Origin of the sequence: Bradyrhizobium sp. USDA 4541, assembly GCF_024171085.1 — a bacterium.
In the GTDB taxonomy this organism is placed as follows: domain Bacteria; phylum Pseudomonadota; class Alphaproteobacteria; order Rhizobiales; family Xanthobacteraceae; genus Bradyrhizobium; species Bradyrhizobium australafricanum.
This window is the reverse complement of record NZ_JALJZF010000001.1, coordinates 7,550,922-7,568,396: the sequence shown is the minus strand read 5'-3', so window position 1 is coordinate 7,568,396 and position 17,475 is coordinate 7,550,922. Positions and strand designations below refer to the sequence as shown.

The following is a 17,475-nucleotide window of genomic DNA, read 5'->3' as shown; positions in this document are numbered from 1 at the left end:
TTGAATATGTATTCGTCATGCCGGGCTTGTCCCGGGCATTGACGTCTTTGAGACTTGTTGCAGCCAAGACGTGGGTGGTCGGGACAAGCCCGGCCATGACGAGTTAAGGCGCGTCGCCAAGCAGAACGTCCCTGACCTCGTCGGAGAACAGCTTCCTGCGGCCGGCCACCAGCACCCATTCCGGATCGTCGCGATCCGGAATAGCGCGCGGCATGCCGTGATCGAGCAGGGCCTGCGCGCAGCCCACCCAGTCGCCGCCCCTGACCGGCTCGTTGCAGGAGGCCCATGACAAGGAGCCGGACACGTTGTCGCCGAAGCCGTGCTGCTCGGTCCACTCCGCGCCGTGCTCGAGAAGGAATCGCGTCAGGCCGGCATTGCCGCGGAACACCGCGTGATTGAGTGCCGACGCATCCCAATCGCCGCCGCGCACCGTGATCGGCCAGCCGAGCTCGACCATCAGCCGCACCGCATCGTCGCCGCCTGCCGCGGCGAGCTCCGGGAGCAACCGCAATTGCTGCGGTGAAAGTGAACCTGGAAGATCGGGCCGACCGGCCTGGATTCGCCGCGCCTCGCTCTCGTCACCGCTGCTGCACGCCGCGACGAACCGCTCATCATCGGCAAGCGTCTCGTCGCCGGTGCGCTCGCGGAGCAACTCGGCGACCTCGGTCAGTCCGAATTGCAGCGCGTACCTGTAGGCGCTGAGCCCGCCTGGTGTCGTGATGCGCGGATCCGCGCCGGCGTCGAGCAGTATCGCGATGCAGGTTCGCGACCGCCGCCGGCGGATCGCCCACAGCAACGGCGAGCCGCATTCGGTCAGCGGCGCGTTGTCGGCGGGTTCGTTTGGATTGCCGCCGTGCCGCAGCAGCAGGTCGAGCGCCGCCACGTTCTCGTCATCGAGCACCTTGTACATCGCGTTGGTGCCGGCGATCCGTGCGCCATGCTCGAGCAGCAGGCCAGTCGTCACCGAGCCTTCGAGCGAGTGGTAGAGCGATTCATTGTCGTTCGGATTGGCGCCCGCTTCGAGCAACAGTCTGGTCAGTTCGAGATCGTGGTTGCGGCCGGCGGCGCCGTACAGCGCTGACAGCGGATTGCTGTCATCGGGTGCGTCGAGCGTTCCGGGCGGCCAGCGGCTGCTGATGTGCTGGTCGGGATCGGCGCCGGCCTGCAGCAGCAGGCGTGCGCAGCGATGCAGCCGCGCTTCAAATTCCGGAATCTGCAGCAGGCTGGAATGCGTCACGGCGACCAGCGGCGGCAGTTTGAACGGACCGCCGGCACGGTTGACCCATGTGGGATCGTCGTTGGCGGTGCGTTGCACTGTCTCCTCGTCACCGATGGCGCAGGCGAGATAGGGATCGTCGGCGACAAGACTGGAATCCTCGGTGAGCATCCGCGCCGCAACGCGCGGATTGGCGCGGTCGGTGGTGCCGGCGACGTCCGCGGCATAGACCAGCTGTAGCCATCGCCTCACGCGATCGGCCTTGCTTTTACCGGACGGCAATTGTGCGTCGACATAGCGTCGCAGGTCCGGCCAGGAGGCGAAGCCGAGATCGCGCGCCACGCAGGACTGCGCATCGTGCAGCCGCAGATTGAGCGCGGCGATTTGAGCGTCGCTGCGCCCGGCCGCAGCCGGAAGCGCATGCCGGAAACGCGCGTAGGCCTCTGGCGCCTGCCGCCGATAAAGGCGGATGAGCTCCTTGGCCTGCTTCTTCAGATGATCGAGATTCAATCGCCCGGGCGATCGGTCCATGTAAACCTCCGTGCATCATCGCCGATGGTCCACAAAACCGGCTGCACAAAGGCTTGGTTGGCCGCTCAATTGGTGCAAGTGGGTTCAACCCTTCCCGTGGACCCGGGCGCGGCTTGCACCGCAGATGCAAGGATATGGGTGACGATTGGTTCGGTCAACCCGCCGCGGCGTGACGACATCTGTGACAATTGGACGTGACCGCGCCGCTGGCCTATAGCTCGGCGCATGCGATTGAAAACCAGCATATGGGTCGCGGCGTATCTGCGCCGCTGCCAGACCGAAGGCGTGTTCGGCGCAGTCCGCAAGAAGGGCGCCGAGGAAGCCGGCGCCGTGTTCGTCAAGGTGGCGCTGATGGACGGCAACGCGATGTTGTATGCGCCGGCGCCGCAGACGGTCTATGATGACAGCCGTCCGGTCGAGCGGCTGTTCGTGCCGACGGCACCACAGCCGGTATCCGAGCCATCTGTCGAGGAGCGCTTGACCAAGGAGCTCCGCTTCGATCCCGACGCCTGGATCGTCGAGACCGAGGACCGTGCCGGGCGGCACTTTCTTGATCTGGCGAAAAACTAGCTTCCGGACTTCTGGTTGCGAATGGCGGGCGCGCTGCCGGGCTGCAACGCGGGGCGCGTCTGCGACGCCGTCGCGCGCACGCGATGACGCTCATCGTCATAGAGCGACGAGCGATACCTGGCGCGGGCCACCGCCATGGTCGAGCCGCGCCACGCCGCCAGCATCACCAACGCCGAGCGCTCGCTCAGGCGATCGTAGAGCCGCGACAGCCGATAGACGTAGTTGACCGAGGAGCCGGCTTCCGGATTGAGGAACATCAGGATCCGCTGGAACGCGGCGCTCGACACGTCAAGCGCCCGCATCGCGCAGGCGAGCGGCTCGCCGCCGGGATCGTTGACGACGTCCGCGGCGATCCGCGACGGCAGGATCAGCGCCTCGCCGAGTTCGAGCGTGAAGTTATCGAGGTCCTCGGCAAACGCTGCCATCTCCAGGATATGGATCGCGCGCGCGGCGCGCGCGGCCGGGATCCGCGTCGCGGCCTTCAGCGGCGTCTCCTGCAGATTGTGCAGGATCTGCGCGCGCTCCCTCGTGCTGGCGGCAAAGAACATGTCGGAGATTTCGGCGGCATCGTTTGGCCGCATGGCAAGGCTCGCGGCCATCCGCAACTCGGCTTCGGTCGGGACCTTGGCCGGCAGCGCTGACGGGGCGGGCGCAGGAATTGGTGCGGCCGCCGGCATCGGCTGGTCGGGACCGACCCGGCGCAGCCCGAGCTTGTCCACGATCCGTGCGGGCGTCGCCGGATAGATCGCAAGCCGCGCGCGGACCGCGGCGCGGGTCGCGTCGTCGACCTCGTCGATCAGGCGCGTCGTCAGCTCGACGAACTGGCGCTCTTCATCGTCGGAATGCGCGCTGGCCTGCACATAGAGGTCGGTCAGGACGCGCAGCAGCGTCGGACGGATGTCGACGCCCTCGCGACGGGAGAGCGTCATCAGCCCATCGAAACCAGGAAATAGCGGAGCTGCGCTCATCTCGGGCTTACGCGACTTGCCAGTAGACTTCGGTTTGAAAACCTTGTGGCAGCGAGCCTACGCAGGCTGTTTTAAGAGGCAGTTAAGGAAAACAAGCCGTGAAGGTGAATGCTCGAATTTGCGCGTGTCTATTAAGGCACAGCGCCATATCCGTAACCGTCCGTACCGGCGGCTTAAGATGTCATTAACCATGCGCGTTCTTAACTCGGCGTGCGCGGGGCAAATCATGTCCGTGCGGGGCCAGAGAGAACGGAACATGGGCACCATCGTTGAGTTTCCGGCGGATGCGGCTGCACGGCGGCCGAGCATGGCCGGTGCTGCCGGCGAAGGCATGGGGACCGTACTGATCCTTCCCGTCGTTCGGATCGAGCGAACGACGGAGGAGACCGGCGGTGGTCGCGGACCGGAGCAGGGCACTGCGCAGGGCCGCCGTCGCCGACGCCGCTCCTGATCGCGGACATCGGGCAATGCCGGAGCTTGTGCAGCGGACCGCCGCGCGGCGGTCACTCCCGGCGCTGATCCTGCTGCTGGCAGGCTCGGCGCTTGCCGGCTGCAGCGGCGGCGATTTCGGCCGCACCCGCGCCGATTTCCGCAACGACGACATGCATCGCTGGATCGGTGCCGAGGCGACCGGCAGCATCGGCAAGAACGCTTCGCAATTCCAGCTCACCGAACACGAACGTCAGCTGCGCGACCTCGCCTATCAGTTCATCGAGCCGCCGCTGTCGCGTCCGGCATGGAAGAGCGTATTCGGCGACTACCAGCCGCTGCCATCGCCGTGGCGGCAGAGGGTCGTGTTCGATCGCACCGCCTATGGCCGCAATTTGATCGATGAGCCGCATCGCTCGTTCGCCTCGCGCTATTCGCTGCTGATCGACGAGGTGCGCGACGACATCACCCGCTTCGAGCCGTTCTTCGCCACCGCGCTCCAGGTGATCGAGCTCGATCGCAAGCGCAATGCCAGCCTCCACATGATCGCCGACGTGTCGCCGCGCGAGCGGGCTGATGCGGTGGCGCGGATGGAAGAGAACACGCTGATCGTGCAATGGGTCCAGCAGGCCCTGGAGCGGCGGATCTCGTCCTATCGCTGGGCGCTGGAGCGACTGGTGATCCAGGCGCCCGACGGCATGGCCGCCGACGCCGAACGCCAGATCAACGAGCTCGCCCGGCTCACCGCCAATGCGCCGCTCATATCCGCGCCGGTGACAGGCCAGGCCGTGGTGACGAAGGGCTAGTCTAGGCGCGCTTCGTTTTCTTCGCCGTCGATTTGACCCGGCGACTGTTGGCTTGCCGTGGCAAGCTCGCAATGAATGCCTTCAGCGCATCGGAGGGCGGGTGGGCCGAGGGGTAGGCGAGGCCGACCTGGCGCGTCACGTCGATATCGATCGCGCGCATTGCGACGTCCGGATTGCCGCGCGCCACGCCCTCGGGGACGATCGCGACGCCGACCCCAGCTGCGACCAGCGCCATCGCCCATTCCTCGGATTCCGCGATCGCCACCGGCTTGCGCGGCGCTGAGGCACGCTTGAAGAATTCCTGCTGCTCGCAATGGCAGCGATCGATCATCGGAACGCCGGCGAAGTCGGTGGTCCGCAGCGTCTCCTTCAGCGTCAGGGGATGCGAGGGCGGCAGAGCCGCGACATAGCGCTCGCTCCACAGCGGGATGAAGTGCTCGCCGGCGCCGACCATGGTCTTGGCGACGATCCGCGCGTCGGCCTTCTCGCTGGCGCCGACCAGCCGGAGCGCAAGATCGGTATTGCCGGTCAACGGCTTCAGCAACGCGATGGTCCGGGCCTGATCGAGCGTCCGCAACAGGCCGAGCGTCAGCGCCTGCCGCGTCGCGGGCTTGCGGAAGAGATTTCGCGCCGCGTCCGCCTCGTCGATGATCCTGCGGGCGATGCCGTGAAACTGCGCGGCTGAGGCGGTCGGGGCCATGCCCTTCTTGTGCCGGATGAACAGCGTGGTGCCGAGCTCGGCTTCGAGATTGGTGATCGCCGCCGAGATCGACGGCTGCGAGATGAAGCAGCGCTTCGCCGCGGCGGTCAGGTTGCGCTCGCGGTAGACCGCGGCGAAGTAGCGGAGTTCGCGGATATCCATAGGCGTGTCCTATCACATGGATAGAAAGACAATATTTTACCTATGGAAACGCGAGTGGCAAGTCTGCGCCTGTTACAGCGGAGGACCTGTCATGCGCATCCACCATCTCAACACCGGCACGATGTGCCCGATCGGAAAGCGGCTCGTGAACGGCAGCGGCAGCATCTTCCAGCGGGCGCGGATGGTCTGTCATTGCCTGCTGGTCGAGAGCAATGACGGCCTCGTGCTGGTCGACACCGGGATCGGGCTCGACGACATCGGCGACCCGCCGCGGCTCGGACGCAAATGGGTGCGGCAGACGACGCCGCGGCTCGATCCGGCCGAGACGGCGGTGCGGCAGGTCAAGGCGCTCGGCTTCTCGCCGGGCGATGTGCGCCATGTGCTGCTGACGCATCTCGATCGCGATCACGCCGGCGGCGTGCCGGACTTTCCGAAGGCCAGGGTGCACGTCCATCGCAAGGAGTACGACATGGCGGTGACGCATCAGGTCACGCCGCCGCAGGGGCGCTACATCACGGCGCAGTGGCAGCACGGGCCGGACTGGACGTTCTATGGTGCCGGCGGCGAGGACTGGTTCGGCTTCAAGAGCGTGCGCGCGCTCGGCGACCGCGAGCCGGACATTCTGATGATCCCGTTGCCGGGCCACACGCTCGGCCATTGCGGGATCGCGGTGCGCGACAAGGACAGGTGGCTGCTGCACGCCGGCGACGCCTATTTCCACTACGCGCAGCTCGATGCCAGGCCGCGGATCCCGCTGGTGCTCGGCATGTTCCAGCGCCGGGCGGACATGGATCGCGCGACGCGCATCCAGAACCAGGAGCGGCTGCGGCAATTGAAGGCGGCGCATGGCGCCGATGTGACGATCGTCAACAGCCACGATCCCGTCGACTACGAGACCTGCCGCTGCGGCCGGCACGCGCTCGCCGCGAGCTAGCGCTTGCGTGCCGCAGGCGGCGGGGCCGGCACAGGCAGCGGCGGCGGCGCCTCCTGCTTGGCCGCGACCGGCTCGGTCTGCACCTTGCAGGAGGAGGCGGCGAGCGAGGCCTGCGCCTGCGGCATCAGGCCGGGCTCCGGCGCCAGCGCCTTCAGGAGGATCAGGCCGGTTGAGGTCGGCGAGTCGATGATCAGCCGATCGGCAGCGGTGATTTCCTCGTCCTCCGGCAGCTCGTTGTGCTGCGCCTCCGTCATCAGGTCGAGCTCGATCACCTTCTTGCCGGCGGAGCGATCGTTGATCGCGTAATAGGCGACCTCGTTGCGGGTATAGAACGACACCGACGTATAGGCCTGGCTGACCGGTACGGTGAGCTTGAGCGGCCCGGTCGAGAGATCGTAGCGGCAGATCGCCACAGCGAAGGCCGGATCCATCAGCGGCATCGGCGAATGGCTCGGGTCGGCCAGCGGCAGCTGCGTCACCTCGTTAAGCTTGGTCATCGGCGTCAGCCGCGAATAGGCGTCCTGCGAGGCGATGCGCGGCAGCGCCAGCACGCTGACGAGATGCACCACGCCGCCGAGCAGCACGCCTGCGAGGATGGTGAGCAGCACGCGGATCATGGGCAGCCCGTCGTTGTGATCGACGGCATCGGCGCGTCGCGCTGGGTGCGGGTCGCGACCCCGACCGGCGTGTCGTAGAGCCGCAGCATCAGCGCGTAGCGCTCGATGCCGCCGGTCGGCAGCCAGTTGCCGGCGCGCGAGCGCGAGGCGATGTGGATCTCGAACGTGCCGTCGGAGGCGCGCATGATCTCCTGGCTGGTGAAGCCGTAGCGCTGCAGCGAGTTGGCGACCAGGTGCCCCTTGCGGTCGAACAGTGTCAGCGTCCAGAACCGCGCCGCCGGTGTCACGCCGCTGACCACGATGTCGCAGCGGCCGTCGAGCGGCTTGTTCTTGTCGTCTGATACCGCCGAGAACGCGATGCCGTCGCCGGTGCCGATCGGCAGCTCGCCGCTGCGCGCGATGGTGGCGCGCGAATAGGGATCGACGTCGGAGGTGCCGCTCTTCGGCCGCGCGGTCCAGGCGCCGATCTTCAGCGTGCCGAGATCGGTGCCGCGGGTCGCCGTCGCGTAGGTCAGGCCGAGGCCGACGGCGGTGGCGATGACGAGTGCCAACAAGGTGGTGAGGAGGAGCCGCACGTCAGTTCTTGCGTGGCGGTGCCGGTGTCGCGCCGTCCGGCCCGGCCGCGGCAACGTAGTTTTCGGGGAACGCCAGCGCGCTCGATGACTCGGCCTTGCCGGTCTTCGAGGACTCGTTCAGCGTGGTCTTGCCGGTGGTCTTCTCAGCCGTCCTGGCCGCGTCGTCGAGCAGCTTCTCGACCCGCACCAGGATATCCGCGCCGCGCTTGGTCAGAACCGGCGGCGGGCCCGGCTTGGTCTCCAATACGCGCGGCGCCGTGTTGGCCTGGGCATTGGCCTGCGCCGGCTGCGGCGGCAGCTTCTGGCCCATGCCGACGCCGACCAGCTCCTTGACCTCCACGCCCTGATGCGCCGCGACCATGATGTCGTGCCAGGTCTGCGCCGGCAGCGAACCGCCGGTCATGCGGTTGGTCGGCGAATAGTCGTCATTGCCGTACCAGACAGCGCAGGTGAAGTTGCCGGTGTAGCCGACGAACCAGGCGTCGCGATAGGCGTTGGTGGTGCCGGTCTTGCCGGCGGTCGGAATGCCGTCGAGCGCGGCGCGGCGCGCGGTGCCTTCGCTGACCACGTGGCTCATCATGCCCGCCATATCGGCGGCGATGTTCGGCGGAATCGCCTGCCGCGGTTTCGGACCGTCGCGGTCCCAGCGCCATACCAGGTCGCCGGCGCCGGTGCGCACCTCGAGCACCGAATGCGGCGTCACCGCCTTGCCGCGATTCGGGAAGGTCGCATAGGCGACCGCGTGCTCCAGCACCGTGACTTCGTCGGAGCCGATGGGCAACGACGGCGTATCGGGCAGCGGCGCCTTGAGGCCGAAGCGGCGCGCGACCTCGACGATCTTGGCGCGGCCCGCCTTCGGCCCTTCCTTGCCGCCCATCATGATCGAGAGCTTGACCGGCACCACGTTGATCGAGCGGGTGATCGCCTGCGTCAGCGTGACCTGACCCGAATAGGAATGGCCATAGTTCTGCGGGCACCAGTTGCCGATGCAGACCGGGCCGTCCACGATCTTCGAGTTCGGCGTGAAGCCGTTCAGCAGCGCCGTGGTGTACACATAGGGTTTGAACGATGAGCCCGGCTGGCGATAGGCGTCCGTGGCGCGGTTGAACTGGCTCGCACCGTAGTCGCGTCCGCCGACCATGGCGCGGATGCCGCCGTCGAGATCGGACACCACGGTCGCGGCCTGCGTCGCGTGATAGTCGCGCCCGAACTGTCGCAGCTGGTTCTCGATCGCTTCCTCGGCCGCCTTCTGCACGTTCATGTCGATCGCGGTGCGGACCACGAAGACGCGCTCGGTGTAGGATTTCGGGAAGGTGTCGACCAGCTTGCGCATCTCGTCGAAGGCGTAGTCGAGATAGTAGTTCGGCGAGTTCTCGTCGCGCCGGTCGACCGCGACCGCCGGATTGCGGCGGGCGCCGAACACCTGGCCCTCGGTCATGAAGCCGGCATCGACGAGGTTGTCGAGCACGACATTGGCGCGGGCGCGGGCCGCGGGCAGGTTGATGTGCGGGGCGTATTTGGTCGGCGCCTTGAACAGGCCGGCGAGCATCGCGGCCTCCGCGAGATTCACGTCGCGCACCGACTTGTTGAAATAGAAATGCGCCGCGCCGTCGACGCCGAAGGTGCCGCCGCCCATATAGGCGCGGTCGAGATAGAGCTTCAGGATCTCGTTCTTGGTGAGCCGCGTCTCCAGCCAGATCGCGAGGAAGGCTTCCTTCACCTTGCGCTCGATGGTGCGCTCGTTGTTCAGGAACAGGTTCTTGGCGAGCTGCTGGGTGATCGACGAACCGCCCTGGCGGACGCCGCCGGCCTGCGCGTTGGTGACGAGCGCGCGGGCAAGGCCCGGCACGTCGATGCCGAAATGGTCGTAGAAGCGGCGGTCCTCGGTCGCGAGCGTCGCCTTGATCAGATTGTCCGGAAAATCTTCCAGCGGGATCGAGTCGTTGTGCTTGATGCCGCGGCTGCCGATCGGGTTGCCGTAGCGGTCGAGGAACGTCACCGCGAGGTCGGACTTCTTCAGCCAGTCCTCGTCGGCGGTCTCGCGGAAGGCGGGGATCGCGAGCGTCAGCATCAGGATCATGCCGCCGAGCCCAAGGGTTGCGGCCTCCGACAGCGGCTCGATGAACACCCAGCGCTTCCAGCGGCCGACATAGAAGCGGTCCATGAAGGTGGAATAGCGCTCGTAGAGCTCGCGCAGGCCCTTGCCCGACGAGAACAGCGTCGAGTCGATACGCGCATCGAGGTCCAGGAAGAAGTTCCGGACCCTCTGTTTCCAATGGGACGGCATGATCTGAAAGGACCGGACCCTTGATCAGTTCGACTGCGCTGCGGGCGCCCAAACCGGGCACAGGGCAGCGTCTTGCTTCGATGTTGCGGCAATCCCAAGGCGCTTTTGCGTCGATGGGGACTCGTTCGTTGTTCTATCCGAGCGGCTGCCATAAACCAATGGCGCGGCTTGTGAATTTAATGGGAGCCCTAACGCTGCCCACCGGCTTTTTCGACCCCGCAATACCACCCCCTTGCGCAAGCGTTGCCGGCATCCCAAGAAGAGTTGCACCGCCATTTCAGGGATATCATGACCGCATCGCCCAAGCGCCCGTCGGACCAGGAGGGATTCTTCTGGAAAACCAAGACGTTGGAAGAGATGTCCAACGCCGAATGGGAGAGCCTGTGTGACGGCTGCGCACGGTGCTGCCTGGAGAAGCTCGAGGACGAGGACACCGGCAAGATCTATTTCACCCATATCTCCTGCAAGCTGCTCGATTCCGGCCTCTGCACCTGCAAGGACTACCCGAACCGTTCCGACCAGGTTCCGGATTGCGTCCGTCTGACACCCGAAAACGTCCGGACGCTGAACTGGCTGCCGCCGAGCTGCGGCTACCGGCTGGTGGCCGAGGGGCGGGACCTCTATTGGTGGCATCCCCTGATCTCGGGCGATCCCAACACCGTCCATGAAGCCGGCGTCTCGGTGCGCGGGCGGGTTGAGGGCACCGAGCTCGATGTCAACGACGCCGATCTCGAGGATCATATCGTGCGATGGCCGGCTCTGCTGCCGAAACGGGCACAATTGAAGAAGCGGCCGAAAACGCTGGGCAAGACGACCAAAGCGTGACGTCGTCGCCGCGTCCGCGATCACGTCACCGCGAGAACATCGCGGCGGGATGCACCCATGCGCTGGGGTGCCTGCCTCAGCATTCAATTGCTGCATAAATTGCGAAGCAGAGAATGATTCCATCGCGGGACGCGCCCGCGCAGCAGCATTACGCCTCAAATGAACAAGTATGAACGGCAGAGCCGGATTCCTGCCGACCAAGAGACATTGCCCGACGACATTGCCGAAGAGCTGTCCCGCCTTCCGAGCGAGGTGATCGAACTCAGCGAAGCGCCGCCGCTGGCGCCGCCGGCACCACTCAATCCGGACGAGGTCCGCACCATCGTCATCAGCCTGATGCTGACGATGTTCCTGGCCGCGCTCGACCAGACCATCGTCGCGACCGCGCTGCCGACGATCGGGCGCCAGTTTCACGACGTCACCAATCTGTCCTGGGTGATCACGGCCTATCTCTTGGCCTCGACGGCGGTGGCGCCGGTGTTCGGCACGCTGAGCGACATCTATGGCCGCCGCGTCATGATCATCACCTCGCTCAGCCTGTTCGTGGTCGGCTCGGTGCTGTGCGCAATCGCGCCCAGCATGACGATGCTGATCGTCGCCCGCGGCCTGCAGGGGCTCGGCGGCGGCGGCATCATGCCGGTGGTCCAGACCGTGATCTCCGACGTGGTGAGCCCGCGCGAGCGCGGCCGCTATCAGGCCTATTTCTCCAGCGTCTGGATGGCCGGCGGCATCCTCGGCCCGGTGGTCGGCGGCGTGTTCGCCGAGCATCTGCACTGGTCGATGATCTTCTGGATCAATCTGCCGCTCGCGGCGGCGGCGCTGGCGCTGCTGCTGCCGAAGATGGGCAAGATCTCGGTGTTCCACCGCAAGCGCAAGGTCGACTGGCTCGGCGGCATCCTGCTGATGGCCTCGGCCGTCGTGTTGATGCTGGTGCTGACCTGGGGCGGCACCCGTCTGTCCTGGCTGTCGCCGACCATCACCGCGATGGTGGGCGCCTCGATCGCGCTCGCCGGCGCCTTCGTCTGGCACGCGCGCCGCGCCGACGAGCCGTTCCTGCCGCTGTCGCTGCTCGGCGGCTCGGTGGTGCCGTTCGCGATGGGGGCGGGCGGCTGTGCGCTCGGCGCCATGGTCGGCCTCACCGTGCATCTGCCGCTCTATTACGAGGTGGTCTATCATCTCACCGCCAGCGAGGCCGGCCTCGCGCTGATCCCGCTCGCGGCGATCTCGACCTTCGGTGCGGCGATCGCCGGCCGGACCATGGCGAAGGCCAAGCACTACAAGCGCGTCGCCATCGTCGGCACCTCGGTGGCCGCGATCTGTGCCGTCGGCATGGCGGTGACGACGCTGCCGCTGTGGGGATTATTGCTGTTGATGAGCGTGTTCGCGCTCGGCCTCGGCACCACATTCCCGATCAGCGTGGTGTCGTTGCAGAACGCGGTGGCGCGGCCGCAGGTCGGTACCGTGACCGGCGCGATGAACTTCTTCCGCGCGATGATGGCCTCCTTCACGGTCGCCGCCTTCACTACCATCCTGCTGATGACGCTGGGGACCGACATCTCGCTCGCCGGCGAGCATCATGCCGCCTCCGCCGGCACCGTCAGCGCGATCCCGATGGCCGACATGATCCATGCGTTCCGCTACGTGTTCGGCGCCGCCGCCGTGCTGCTGACCACCGCCTCGATCTGCATGATCACGATGGAAGAGCGCCCGCTCGCTGGTCCCGCCGCCCACCCGCCGGCGGAGATGGCGGAGTAGAGGCAGTCGACTCATACACCGCTGTCGTCGCCGCGGCGGATGTTGTGAATCGGACTCGTCGTTCCAAATCGCGTAACAATGAGCATCCGTGGTTGTGGGTCCCCGCTTTCGCAGGGACGGCACTGAGCTTGTCGCACGGCCAGCGGGCAACAATCCGCGTTCTCGCGACATGAATTGCCCGAGCCGTGCTTTTCGTTCCGCTCTCTCCGCTTCGCTCGCCCCGCGTAATTTGCGCAGCGGGGAATGACGATCTGAGCGATCGGTGCACCACCACTTTATTCCCCCGCTGCCTCATGTTTGTTCATTTGGTGAGCGCCGACCCACTACTTTAGTCGCCGTCCTTGCATGGCGATCTGCGCGCAGTTTCACTTGCTGCGCATTTTGTCGCGGCTATAGTCGCGCCCCAAGAGCTCGAAGCAGCCGAAGAAAAAGAGGAGAGAAACAGGGTGACAAGAACATTGCGACTCCCCGTGCACGCGATGCAGAAACTTGCAGGAGCGGCCGTGTTGGGCCTGTTGGCTGCGGCGCCGAGCGGAGCGCTGGCTGCCGACACCCTCAAGATCGGCGTGATCGCCGAAGCGCAGGCGATTGCCGGTGCATCGATCCCGCAGGCGGCGCAGCTGGCCGCCGACGAGATCAATGCCAAGGGCGGCATCGACGGCCGCAAGATCGAGATCGTCAGCTACGACAACCACTCGTCCTCGGCGGATTCGGTGCGCGCGTTCCAGCGCGCGGTCAACGAAGACAAGGTCAACGTCGTCATTTCGAGCTACATCAGCGAGGTGGTGCTGGCGCTCGAGCCCTGGGCTTCGCGCCTGAAGACGCCGTTCGTCACGCCCGGCGCCGCCTCCAACGAGATCAGCAAGAGCGTCCACGCCGATTACGAGAAGAACAAGTACACCTTCCACGGCTACCTGACCTCGGCCGCGCTGGCGCTGTCGGTCTGCGACGCCGCCAAGGAGCTGCTGGTCGATCAGAAGCACATGAAGACCGCGGTCATCATGAGCGAGGATGCCGCGTGGACCAAGCCGCTCGATGTCGGCTACGAGGAGTGCCTGCCGAAGATCGGGCTCAAGGTCGTCGACCATATCCGTTTCTCGCCCGACACCACCGACTTCACGCCGATCTTCAACAAGGTCGAAGGCTCCAAACCCGACGTGATCATCACCGGCATCTCGCATGTCGGCGTGCAGCCGACGGTGCAGTGGAAGAACCAGCAGGTGCCGATCCCGATGTTCGGCATTTCCTCGCAGGCGACCAACGAGACCTTCGGCAAGGACACCAACGATGCGGCGGAAGGCGTGCTGTATCAGGGCGTGTCCGGCCCGAACGTCGCGGTGACGCCGAAGTCGGTGCCGTTCGCGGAAGGCTTCAAGAAGCGCTACGGCAACTATCCGTCCTACGCGGGCTACACCGCCTATGACGAGGTCTACTACATCGCCGATGCGGTGAAGCGCGCCGGCTCGGTCGAGGCCGACAAGATGGTCGATGCGCTGGAGAAGACCGACTGGGAAGGCACCATCGGACGCGTCCAGTTCTACGGCAAGGACGATCCGTTCACCCATTCGATCAAATACGGCAAGGGCCTGATCACCGGACTGATGCTGCAGTGGCAGGGCGGCAAGCAGGTCGCGGTCTGGCCGAAGGAGGTCGCCAAAAGCGATCTCAAGTTCCCGAGCTTCATCAAGGTCACCACGAACTGACTGATGATCATGCTCCCGGGCCCCACCCGGGAGCATCCCTGTTCGGTTCTGTGTCCTCCACAACAGGCAGCCCTGCTGCCGCGGCCAATCTGAGATGCTTGCCTTACAAATCCTGATCGATGGCTTTGCCATCAGCGCGCTCTATGCGCTCGGCGCCACCGGTTTCACCCTGATCTTCGGTGTCTCCGGCGTCCTCAATCTCTCCCACGGTGCCATCATGGTGGCCGCGGCGGTCGCGGCCTGGGCCGCGGCCAGCGTGCTGCACCTCGACCTCTACACCGGCGCGCTGTTCGGTGTCGGCGTCGCGCTGATCGTGTCGTTCGCGACCTATTTCGCGGTCGTCAAGCCGATCCAGAATTCAACGCGGATCCCCAACGAGGAAAAGGAAATCTTCGTCCTCACCGGCACCCTGCTGTGGGGCATCATGATCCAGGAGCTGATCGCCTATTTCTTCACCAACAACGCCAAGACGGTGCTGCCGATCGTCGAGGGTGTCGTCGATATCTTCGGCAACCGCACACCGCGCAACAATATCTTCACCGCGCTGGTCTGCTGCCTCGTGATCGGCCTGCTGTGGCTACTGGTGAACCGCACCAGGACCGGCAAGGCGGTACTGGCGGCCTCGATGAACCCGCGCGGCGTCACGCTGCTCGGGCTCGAGCTCACCCAGATCTACATCGTGGTGTGGGGCATCTACGGCATTCTCGCCGGCATCGCCGGCGTGCTGCTCGGCATGTTCCTCGGCGTCAGCTCCTACAGCGTCGGGCCGCTGACCGCGAGCGCGTTCTCGATCGTCGTGCTCGGCGGCCTCGGCAGCGTGTCGGGCTCGCTGATCGCAGCCTTCGTCGTCGGCTATCTCGAGACCATCACGGCCTACATGATCTCGCCGGCCTATCGCACCATTCCGGCGCTGCTGCTTCTGGTGTTCGTGATGTATATCCGGCCTCAGGGCCTGCTCGGGAGGCGCTGAGATGGCCAGCTTCTTTTCCTCGCGCCTGTTCTTCATTTCGCTGTTCTGCGTAGTGGTCGCCGCGACGCTGCCGTTCTACGTCTCGGGCTACATCCTCGGGCTGCTGACCGTCGCGTTCTATTTCGGCGTGTTCGCGATGGCCTGGGACCTCCTGTTCGGCTTCGCCGGCGAGGTCAATTTCGGGCCGACCTTCCTGATCGGCACCGGCGCCTACACCGCCGGGATCCTCAACAACCAGTTCGGCTGGTCGGTCTATCTCTGCATCCTGCTCGGCGCGCTGGCGTCGGTCGTCGCGGGCTTCGTGCTGGCGCTGCCGGCGCTGCGGGTGAGGGGGCCGTATTTCGGCCTGACCACGCTGGTGGCGGTCTTGATGCTGCAGAACTTCGTCGTGGTGTTCGCCGATCTCACCGGCGGCGAGATCGGGCTCACCATCCCCGACGTCATCACCATCAATGCCGGCGCCAATTACTGGATCGCGCTCGGCTTCATGACCGTGAGCGCGGCCATCCTCTACGGCCTGTCGCAATCGCCGGTCGGTCTCGTGCTGCAGGCGAGCGGGCAGGATCCGGTGCAGGCCGGTGCGCTCGGCTTCAACATCGTCAAGCACAAGCTCGCGGCCTTCATCGTCAGCGCCTTCTTCTCGGGACTGTCGGGCGCGCTGCTCGTGTTCTACTTCGGCACCGCCTCGGTCGGCACCGTGGTAGACGTTGCGGTCGGCGTGAACGTGATCGTCTCCGCCGTGCTCGGCGGCCGGCGCACCGTGCTCGGCGCCGCATTAGGCGCGATCTTCCTGATCGTCGCCGGCGAATTCCTGCGCCCGACCGGCGAGCTTGCGACCTTCATCGTCTCGGCGGTGGCGCTGCTCGTCGTCCTGTTCTTCCCCGGCGGTTTCCTCGGAGCGGCCCTGTCACGCGAGGCGCGCTCTTAAATGGATCAGACTGTGACCACAGCAACGCTCACCGTCCGTGGATTGACCAAAAGATTCGGCGGCCTGACCGCCGTGAAGAATCTCTCGTTCGACCTGCATCCCGGCGAGATTCTCGGCCTGATCGGGCCGAACGGGTCGGGCAAGTCGACCGCGATGAAGAGCGTGATGGGCATCGAGCGTCCGACCGCGGGCGAGGTGCTGTTCGAGGGCGAGAACGTCGCCGGGCTGCCTGCGCACAAGATCGCGCGCAAGGGTTTTGGCATGGTGTTCCAGCACTCGCGGCCGCTGAACCGGCAGACTGTGCTGGAGAACATCATGGTCGCGCTGTTGCCCGACAGCCTGTTCATGCTGTTTCCCGACAAGGCGCTGACTGAGCGCGCCAAGTGGATCGCCGAGCGCGTCGGGTTGGGGGCGGTGATGGACCGCCGCCCGCCGACGCTGCCGTTCGCCGACCTGCGCCGGCTGGAATTGGCCAAAGCGATCGCGCGCGACCCCAAGGTCGTGCTGGTCGACGAGCCCTTTGCTGGTCTCACCAGCGCCGAGGTCGGTACCTTCTCCGCATTGATCCGCAGCTTCCGCGACGAGGGCCGCGCGGTGATGCTGGTCGACCACAACGTCAAGAGCGTCGCGGCGCTGGTCGACCGCGTGCTCGCGATGTATCTCGGCGAGGAGATCACGACCGGCCGCGCCGAGGACGTGATGAAGAACGAGACCGTGCGGCGGGTCTATCTCGGCGGCGCGATCCAGACGCACGCGCGGCCCGAGACCTCGTTCAAGGACAAGGTGCCGCTGCTGCAGGTCGAGAATATCAGCGTGCATTACGGCAAGGCGCAGGCGCTGGAAAACGTCTCGATCCACGTCCATGAGGGCGAGTTCGTCTCCGTCGTCGGCCTCAACGGCGCCGGCAAGACCACGCTGTTCAACACCATCTCGGGTTTCCTGCCGTATACCGGCGAGATCCTGCGCGGCGGACAGCCACTGCGCGGCACGGGACCCGCGAAGATCGCTCGCTCCGGCCTCGTGCAATGTCCGGAATCGCGCGAATTGTTCGGCGAGATGACGGTGCGGGAAAATCTCGACCTCGGCGGCCAACATCTCGACGACGCGGCGCGGGCCAAGCAACTCGCCTGGCTGTTCGAGCTGTTCCCGATCCTGAAGGAACGCCAGGGCCAGATGGCGCAGACGTTGTCCGGCGGCGAGCAGCAGATGCTGGCGATCGGCCGCGCGCTGATGATGCAGCCGCAGATCCTGATCCTGGACGAGCCGACGCTGGGGCTTGCGCCGGTTATCCTCGAGCTGCTGTCGAAGGCGCTGGAGAAGCTGCGCCAGACCACCAAGATCACGGTGCTGCTGGGCGAGCAGAACGTGACGTTTGCGCTTCCGCATGCCGACCGCGTCTATGTGCTGGAGCACGCGCGGATCGTCTGGGAGGGCGATCCGGGCCGGTTCGCCGCGGAGGCCGGCAAGGACTTTCTCTGACGTCCGCAGTTTGAAAAGAA

16 protein-coding genes are annotated in these 17,475 nt (G+C 65.8%); 10 read left to right on the top strand and 6 right to left on the bottom strand.

All coding sequences use genetic code 11. The features are described from left to right. Positions 1-103: 103 nt before the first annotated feature. Positions 104-1,747, bottom strand: coding sequence for an ankyrin repeat domain-containing protein (locus J2R80_RS36485; protein ID WP_141343260.1), 1,644 nt, complete (start codon positions 1,745-1,747; stop codon positions 104-106). 225 nt (positions 1,748-1,972) lie between these two features. Between J2R80_RS36485 and J2R80_RS36480 the strand changes: the two genes are divergently transcribed. Beyond that, positions 1,973-2,317: a DUF1491 family protein gene (locus J2R80_RS36480; protein ID WP_092079509.1), complete on the top strand. Its 345-nt coding sequence runs from the start codon at positions 1,973-1,975 to the stop codon at positions 2,315-2,317. On the opposite strand, the gene J2R80_RS36475 is transcribed toward J2R80_RS36480, so the two are convergent. Beyond that, positions 2,314-3,246: a DUF2336 domain-containing protein gene (locus J2R80_RS36475; RefSeq protein WP_141343259.1), complete on the bottom strand. Its 933-nt coding sequence runs from the start codon at positions 3,244-3,246 to the stop codon at positions 2,314-2,316. The two genes, J2R80_RS36480 and J2R80_RS36475, sit on opposite strands and share 4 nt — an antisense overlap. Before the next feature lie 295 nt (positions 3,247-3,541). Here J2R80_RS36475 and J2R80_RS36470 point away from each other — a divergent pair, with 295 nt between their 5' ends. Together J2R80_RS36470 and J2R80_RS36465 are read left to right on the top strand one after the other, a co-directional pair. Continuing rightward, the gene (locus tag J2R80_RS36470) at positions 3,542-3,736 is read left to right on the top strand and encodes a hypothetical protein (protein ID WP_024579523.1); all 195 of its coding nucleotides are present in this window, start codon (positions 3,542-3,544) and stop codon (positions 3,734-3,736) included. Between the two features lie 16 nt (positions 3,737-3,752). After that, positions 3,753-4,520: a hypothetical protein gene (locus tag J2R80_RS36465; protein ID WP_141343258.1), complete on the top strand. Its 768-nt coding sequence runs from the start codon at positions 3,753-3,755 to the stop codon at positions 4,518-4,520. A 1-nt stretch (position 4,521) separates the two neighbouring features. Here the strand turns inward: J2R80_RS36465 and J2R80_RS36460 are convergent, their stop codons facing one another. Further along, positions 4,522-5,382: a LysR family transcriptional regulator gene (locus J2R80_RS36460; protein WP_168856466.1), complete on the bottom strand. Its 861-nt coding sequence runs from the start codon at positions 5,380-5,382 to the stop codon at positions 4,522-4,524. Positions 5,383-5,473: 91 nt separating this feature from the next. Here J2R80_RS36460 and J2R80_RS36455 point away from each other — a divergent pair, with 91 nt between their 5' ends. Further along, positions 5,474-6,316 (top strand): MBL fold metallo-hydrolase, encoded by an 843-nt coding sequence (locus J2R80_RS36455; RefSeq protein ID WP_253640275.1) that lies wholly within the window; start codon positions 5,474-5,476, stop codon positions 6,314-6,316. On the opposite strand, the gene J2R80_RS36450 is transcribed toward J2R80_RS36455, so the two are convergent. The 3 genes from J2R80_RS36450 to J2R80_RS36440 are packed head-to-tail and all read right to left on the bottom strand — an operon-like array spanning position 6,313 to position 9,795. Next, positions 6,313-6,933: a DUF1254 domain-containing protein gene (locus J2R80_RS36450; RefSeq protein WP_057020197.1), complete on the bottom strand. Its 621-nt coding sequence runs from the start codon at positions 6,931-6,933 to the stop codon at positions 6,313-6,315. The genes J2R80_RS36455 and J2R80_RS36450 overlap by 4 nt on opposite strands. Further along, positions 6,930-7,508, bottom strand: a complete 579-nt coding sequence (locus J2R80_RS36445) for a DUF1214 domain-containing protein (RefSeq protein WP_141342546.1) — start codon at positions 7,506-7,508, stop codon at positions 6,930-6,932. Before J2R80_RS36445 ends, J2R80_RS36450 begins: the two co-directional genes overlap by 4 nt. A 1-nt stretch (position 7,509) precedes the next feature. Then, complete coding sequence (locus J2R80_RS36440; RefSeq protein ID WP_141342547.1) at positions 7,510-9,795, bottom strand: transglycosylase domain-containing protein; 2,286 nt, start codon at positions 9,793-9,795, stop codon at positions 7,510-7,512. Between the two features lie 288 nt (positions 9,796-10,083). Between J2R80_RS36440 and J2R80_RS36435 the strand changes: the two genes are divergently transcribed. From J2R80_RS36435 to J2R80_RS36410, 6 genes are all read left to right on the top strand, one after another. After that, a complete protein-coding gene (locus tag J2R80_RS36435; protein WP_057020199.1) occupies positions 10,084-10,620 on the top strand; it encodes a YcgN family cysteine cluster protein in 537 nt (178 codons plus the stop codon). A gap of 159 nt (positions 10,621-10,779) precedes the next feature. After that, positions 10,780-12,375: an MDR family MFS transporter gene (locus tag J2R80_RS36430; RefSeq protein ID WP_253640274.1), complete on the top strand. Its 1,596-nt coding sequence runs from the start codon at positions 10,780-10,782 to the stop codon at positions 12,373-12,375. A 479-nt stretch (positions 12,376-12,854) separates the two neighbouring features. Next, a complete protein-coding gene (locus J2R80_RS36425; RefSeq protein WP_076833190.1) occupies positions 12,855-14,078 on the top strand; it encodes an ABC transporter substrate-binding protein in 1,224 nt (407 codons plus the stop codon). 94 nt (positions 14,079-14,172) lie between these two features. Next, complete coding sequence (locus J2R80_RS36420; protein ID WP_253640273.1) at positions 14,173-15,048, top strand: branched-chain amino acid ABC transporter permease; 876 nt, start codon at positions 14,173-14,175, stop codon at positions 15,046-15,048. 1 nt (position 15,049) lies between these two features. Further along, entirely contained in the window at positions 15,050-15,976 is a 927-nt protein-coding gene (locus J2R80_RS36415; protein ID WP_141342549.1) for a branched-chain amino acid ABC transporter permease, read from the top strand. After that, positions 15,977-17,455: an ATP-binding cassette domain-containing protein gene (locus J2R80_RS36410; protein ID WP_141342550.1), complete on the top strand. Its 1,479-nt coding sequence runs from the start codon at positions 15,977-15,979 to the stop codon at positions 17,453-17,455. It abuts the gene before it with no gap. The last annotated feature ends 20 nt before the right edge of the window (positions 17,456-17,475 follow it).

Excerpts from the sequence above, each read along its gene's own strand:
- J2R80_RS36460 (WP_168856466.1), bottom strand. The coding sequence starts at position 5,382 with ATGGATATCCGCGAACTCCGCTACTTCGCCGCGGTCTACCGCGAGCGC.
- J2R80_RS36425 (WP_076833190.1), top strand. The coding sequence starts at position 12,855 with ATGCAGAAACTTGCAGGAGCGGCCGTGTTGGGCCTGTTGGCTGCGGCG.
- J2R80_RS36435 (WP_057020199.1), top strand. The coding sequence starts at position 10,084 with ATGACCGCATCGCCCAAGCGCCCGTCGGACCAGGAGGGATTCTTCTGG.
- J2R80_RS36465 (WP_141343258.1), top strand. The coding sequence starts at position 3,753 with ATGCCGGAGCTTGTGCAGCGGACCGCCGCGCGGCGGTCACTCCCGGCG.
- J2R80_RS36455 (WP_253640275.1), top strand. The coding sequence starts at position 5,474 with ATGCGCATCCACCATCTCAACACCGGCACGATGTGCCCGATCGGAAAG.
- J2R80_RS36470 (WP_024579523.1), top strand. The coding sequence starts at position 3,542 with ATGGGCACCATCGTTGAGTTTCCGGCGGATGCGGCTGCACGGCGGCCG.
- J2R80_RS36480 (WP_092079509.1), top strand. The coding sequence starts at position 1,973 with ATGCGATTGAAAACCAGCATATGGGTCGCGGCGTATCTGCGCCGCTGC.
- J2R80_RS36430 (WP_253640274.1), top strand. The coding sequence starts at position 10,780 with ATGAACAAGTATGAACGGCAGAGCCGGATTCCTGCCGACCAAGAGACA.
- J2R80_RS36450 (WP_057020197.1), bottom strand. The coding sequence starts at position 6,933 with ATGATCCGCGTGCTGCTCACCATCCTCGCAGGCGTGCTGCTCGGCGGC.
- J2R80_RS36410 (WP_141342550.1), top strand. The coding sequence starts at position 15,977 with ATGGATCAGACTGTGACCACAGCAACGCTCACCGTCCGTGGATTGACC.
- J2R80_RS36475 (WP_141343259.1), bottom strand. The coding sequence starts at position 3,246 with ATGACGCTCTCCCGTCGCGAGGGCGTCGACATCCGTCCGACGCTGCTG.
- J2R80_RS36415 (WP_141342549.1), top strand. The coding sequence starts at position 15,050 with ATGGCCAGCTTCTTTTCCTCGCGCCTGTTCTTCATTTCGCTGTTCTGC.
- J2R80_RS36485 (WP_141343260.1), bottom strand. The coding sequence starts at position 1,747 with ATGGACCGATCGCCCGGGCGATTGAATCTCGATCATCTGAAGAAGCAG.
- J2R80_RS36420 (WP_253640273.1), top strand. The coding sequence starts at position 14,173 with ATGCTTGCCTTACAAATCCTGATCGATGGCTTTGCCATCAGCGCGCTC.
- J2R80_RS36440 (WP_141342547.1), bottom strand. The coding sequence starts at position 9,795 with ATGCCGTCCCATTGGAAACAGAGGGTCCGGAACTTCTTCCTGGACCTC.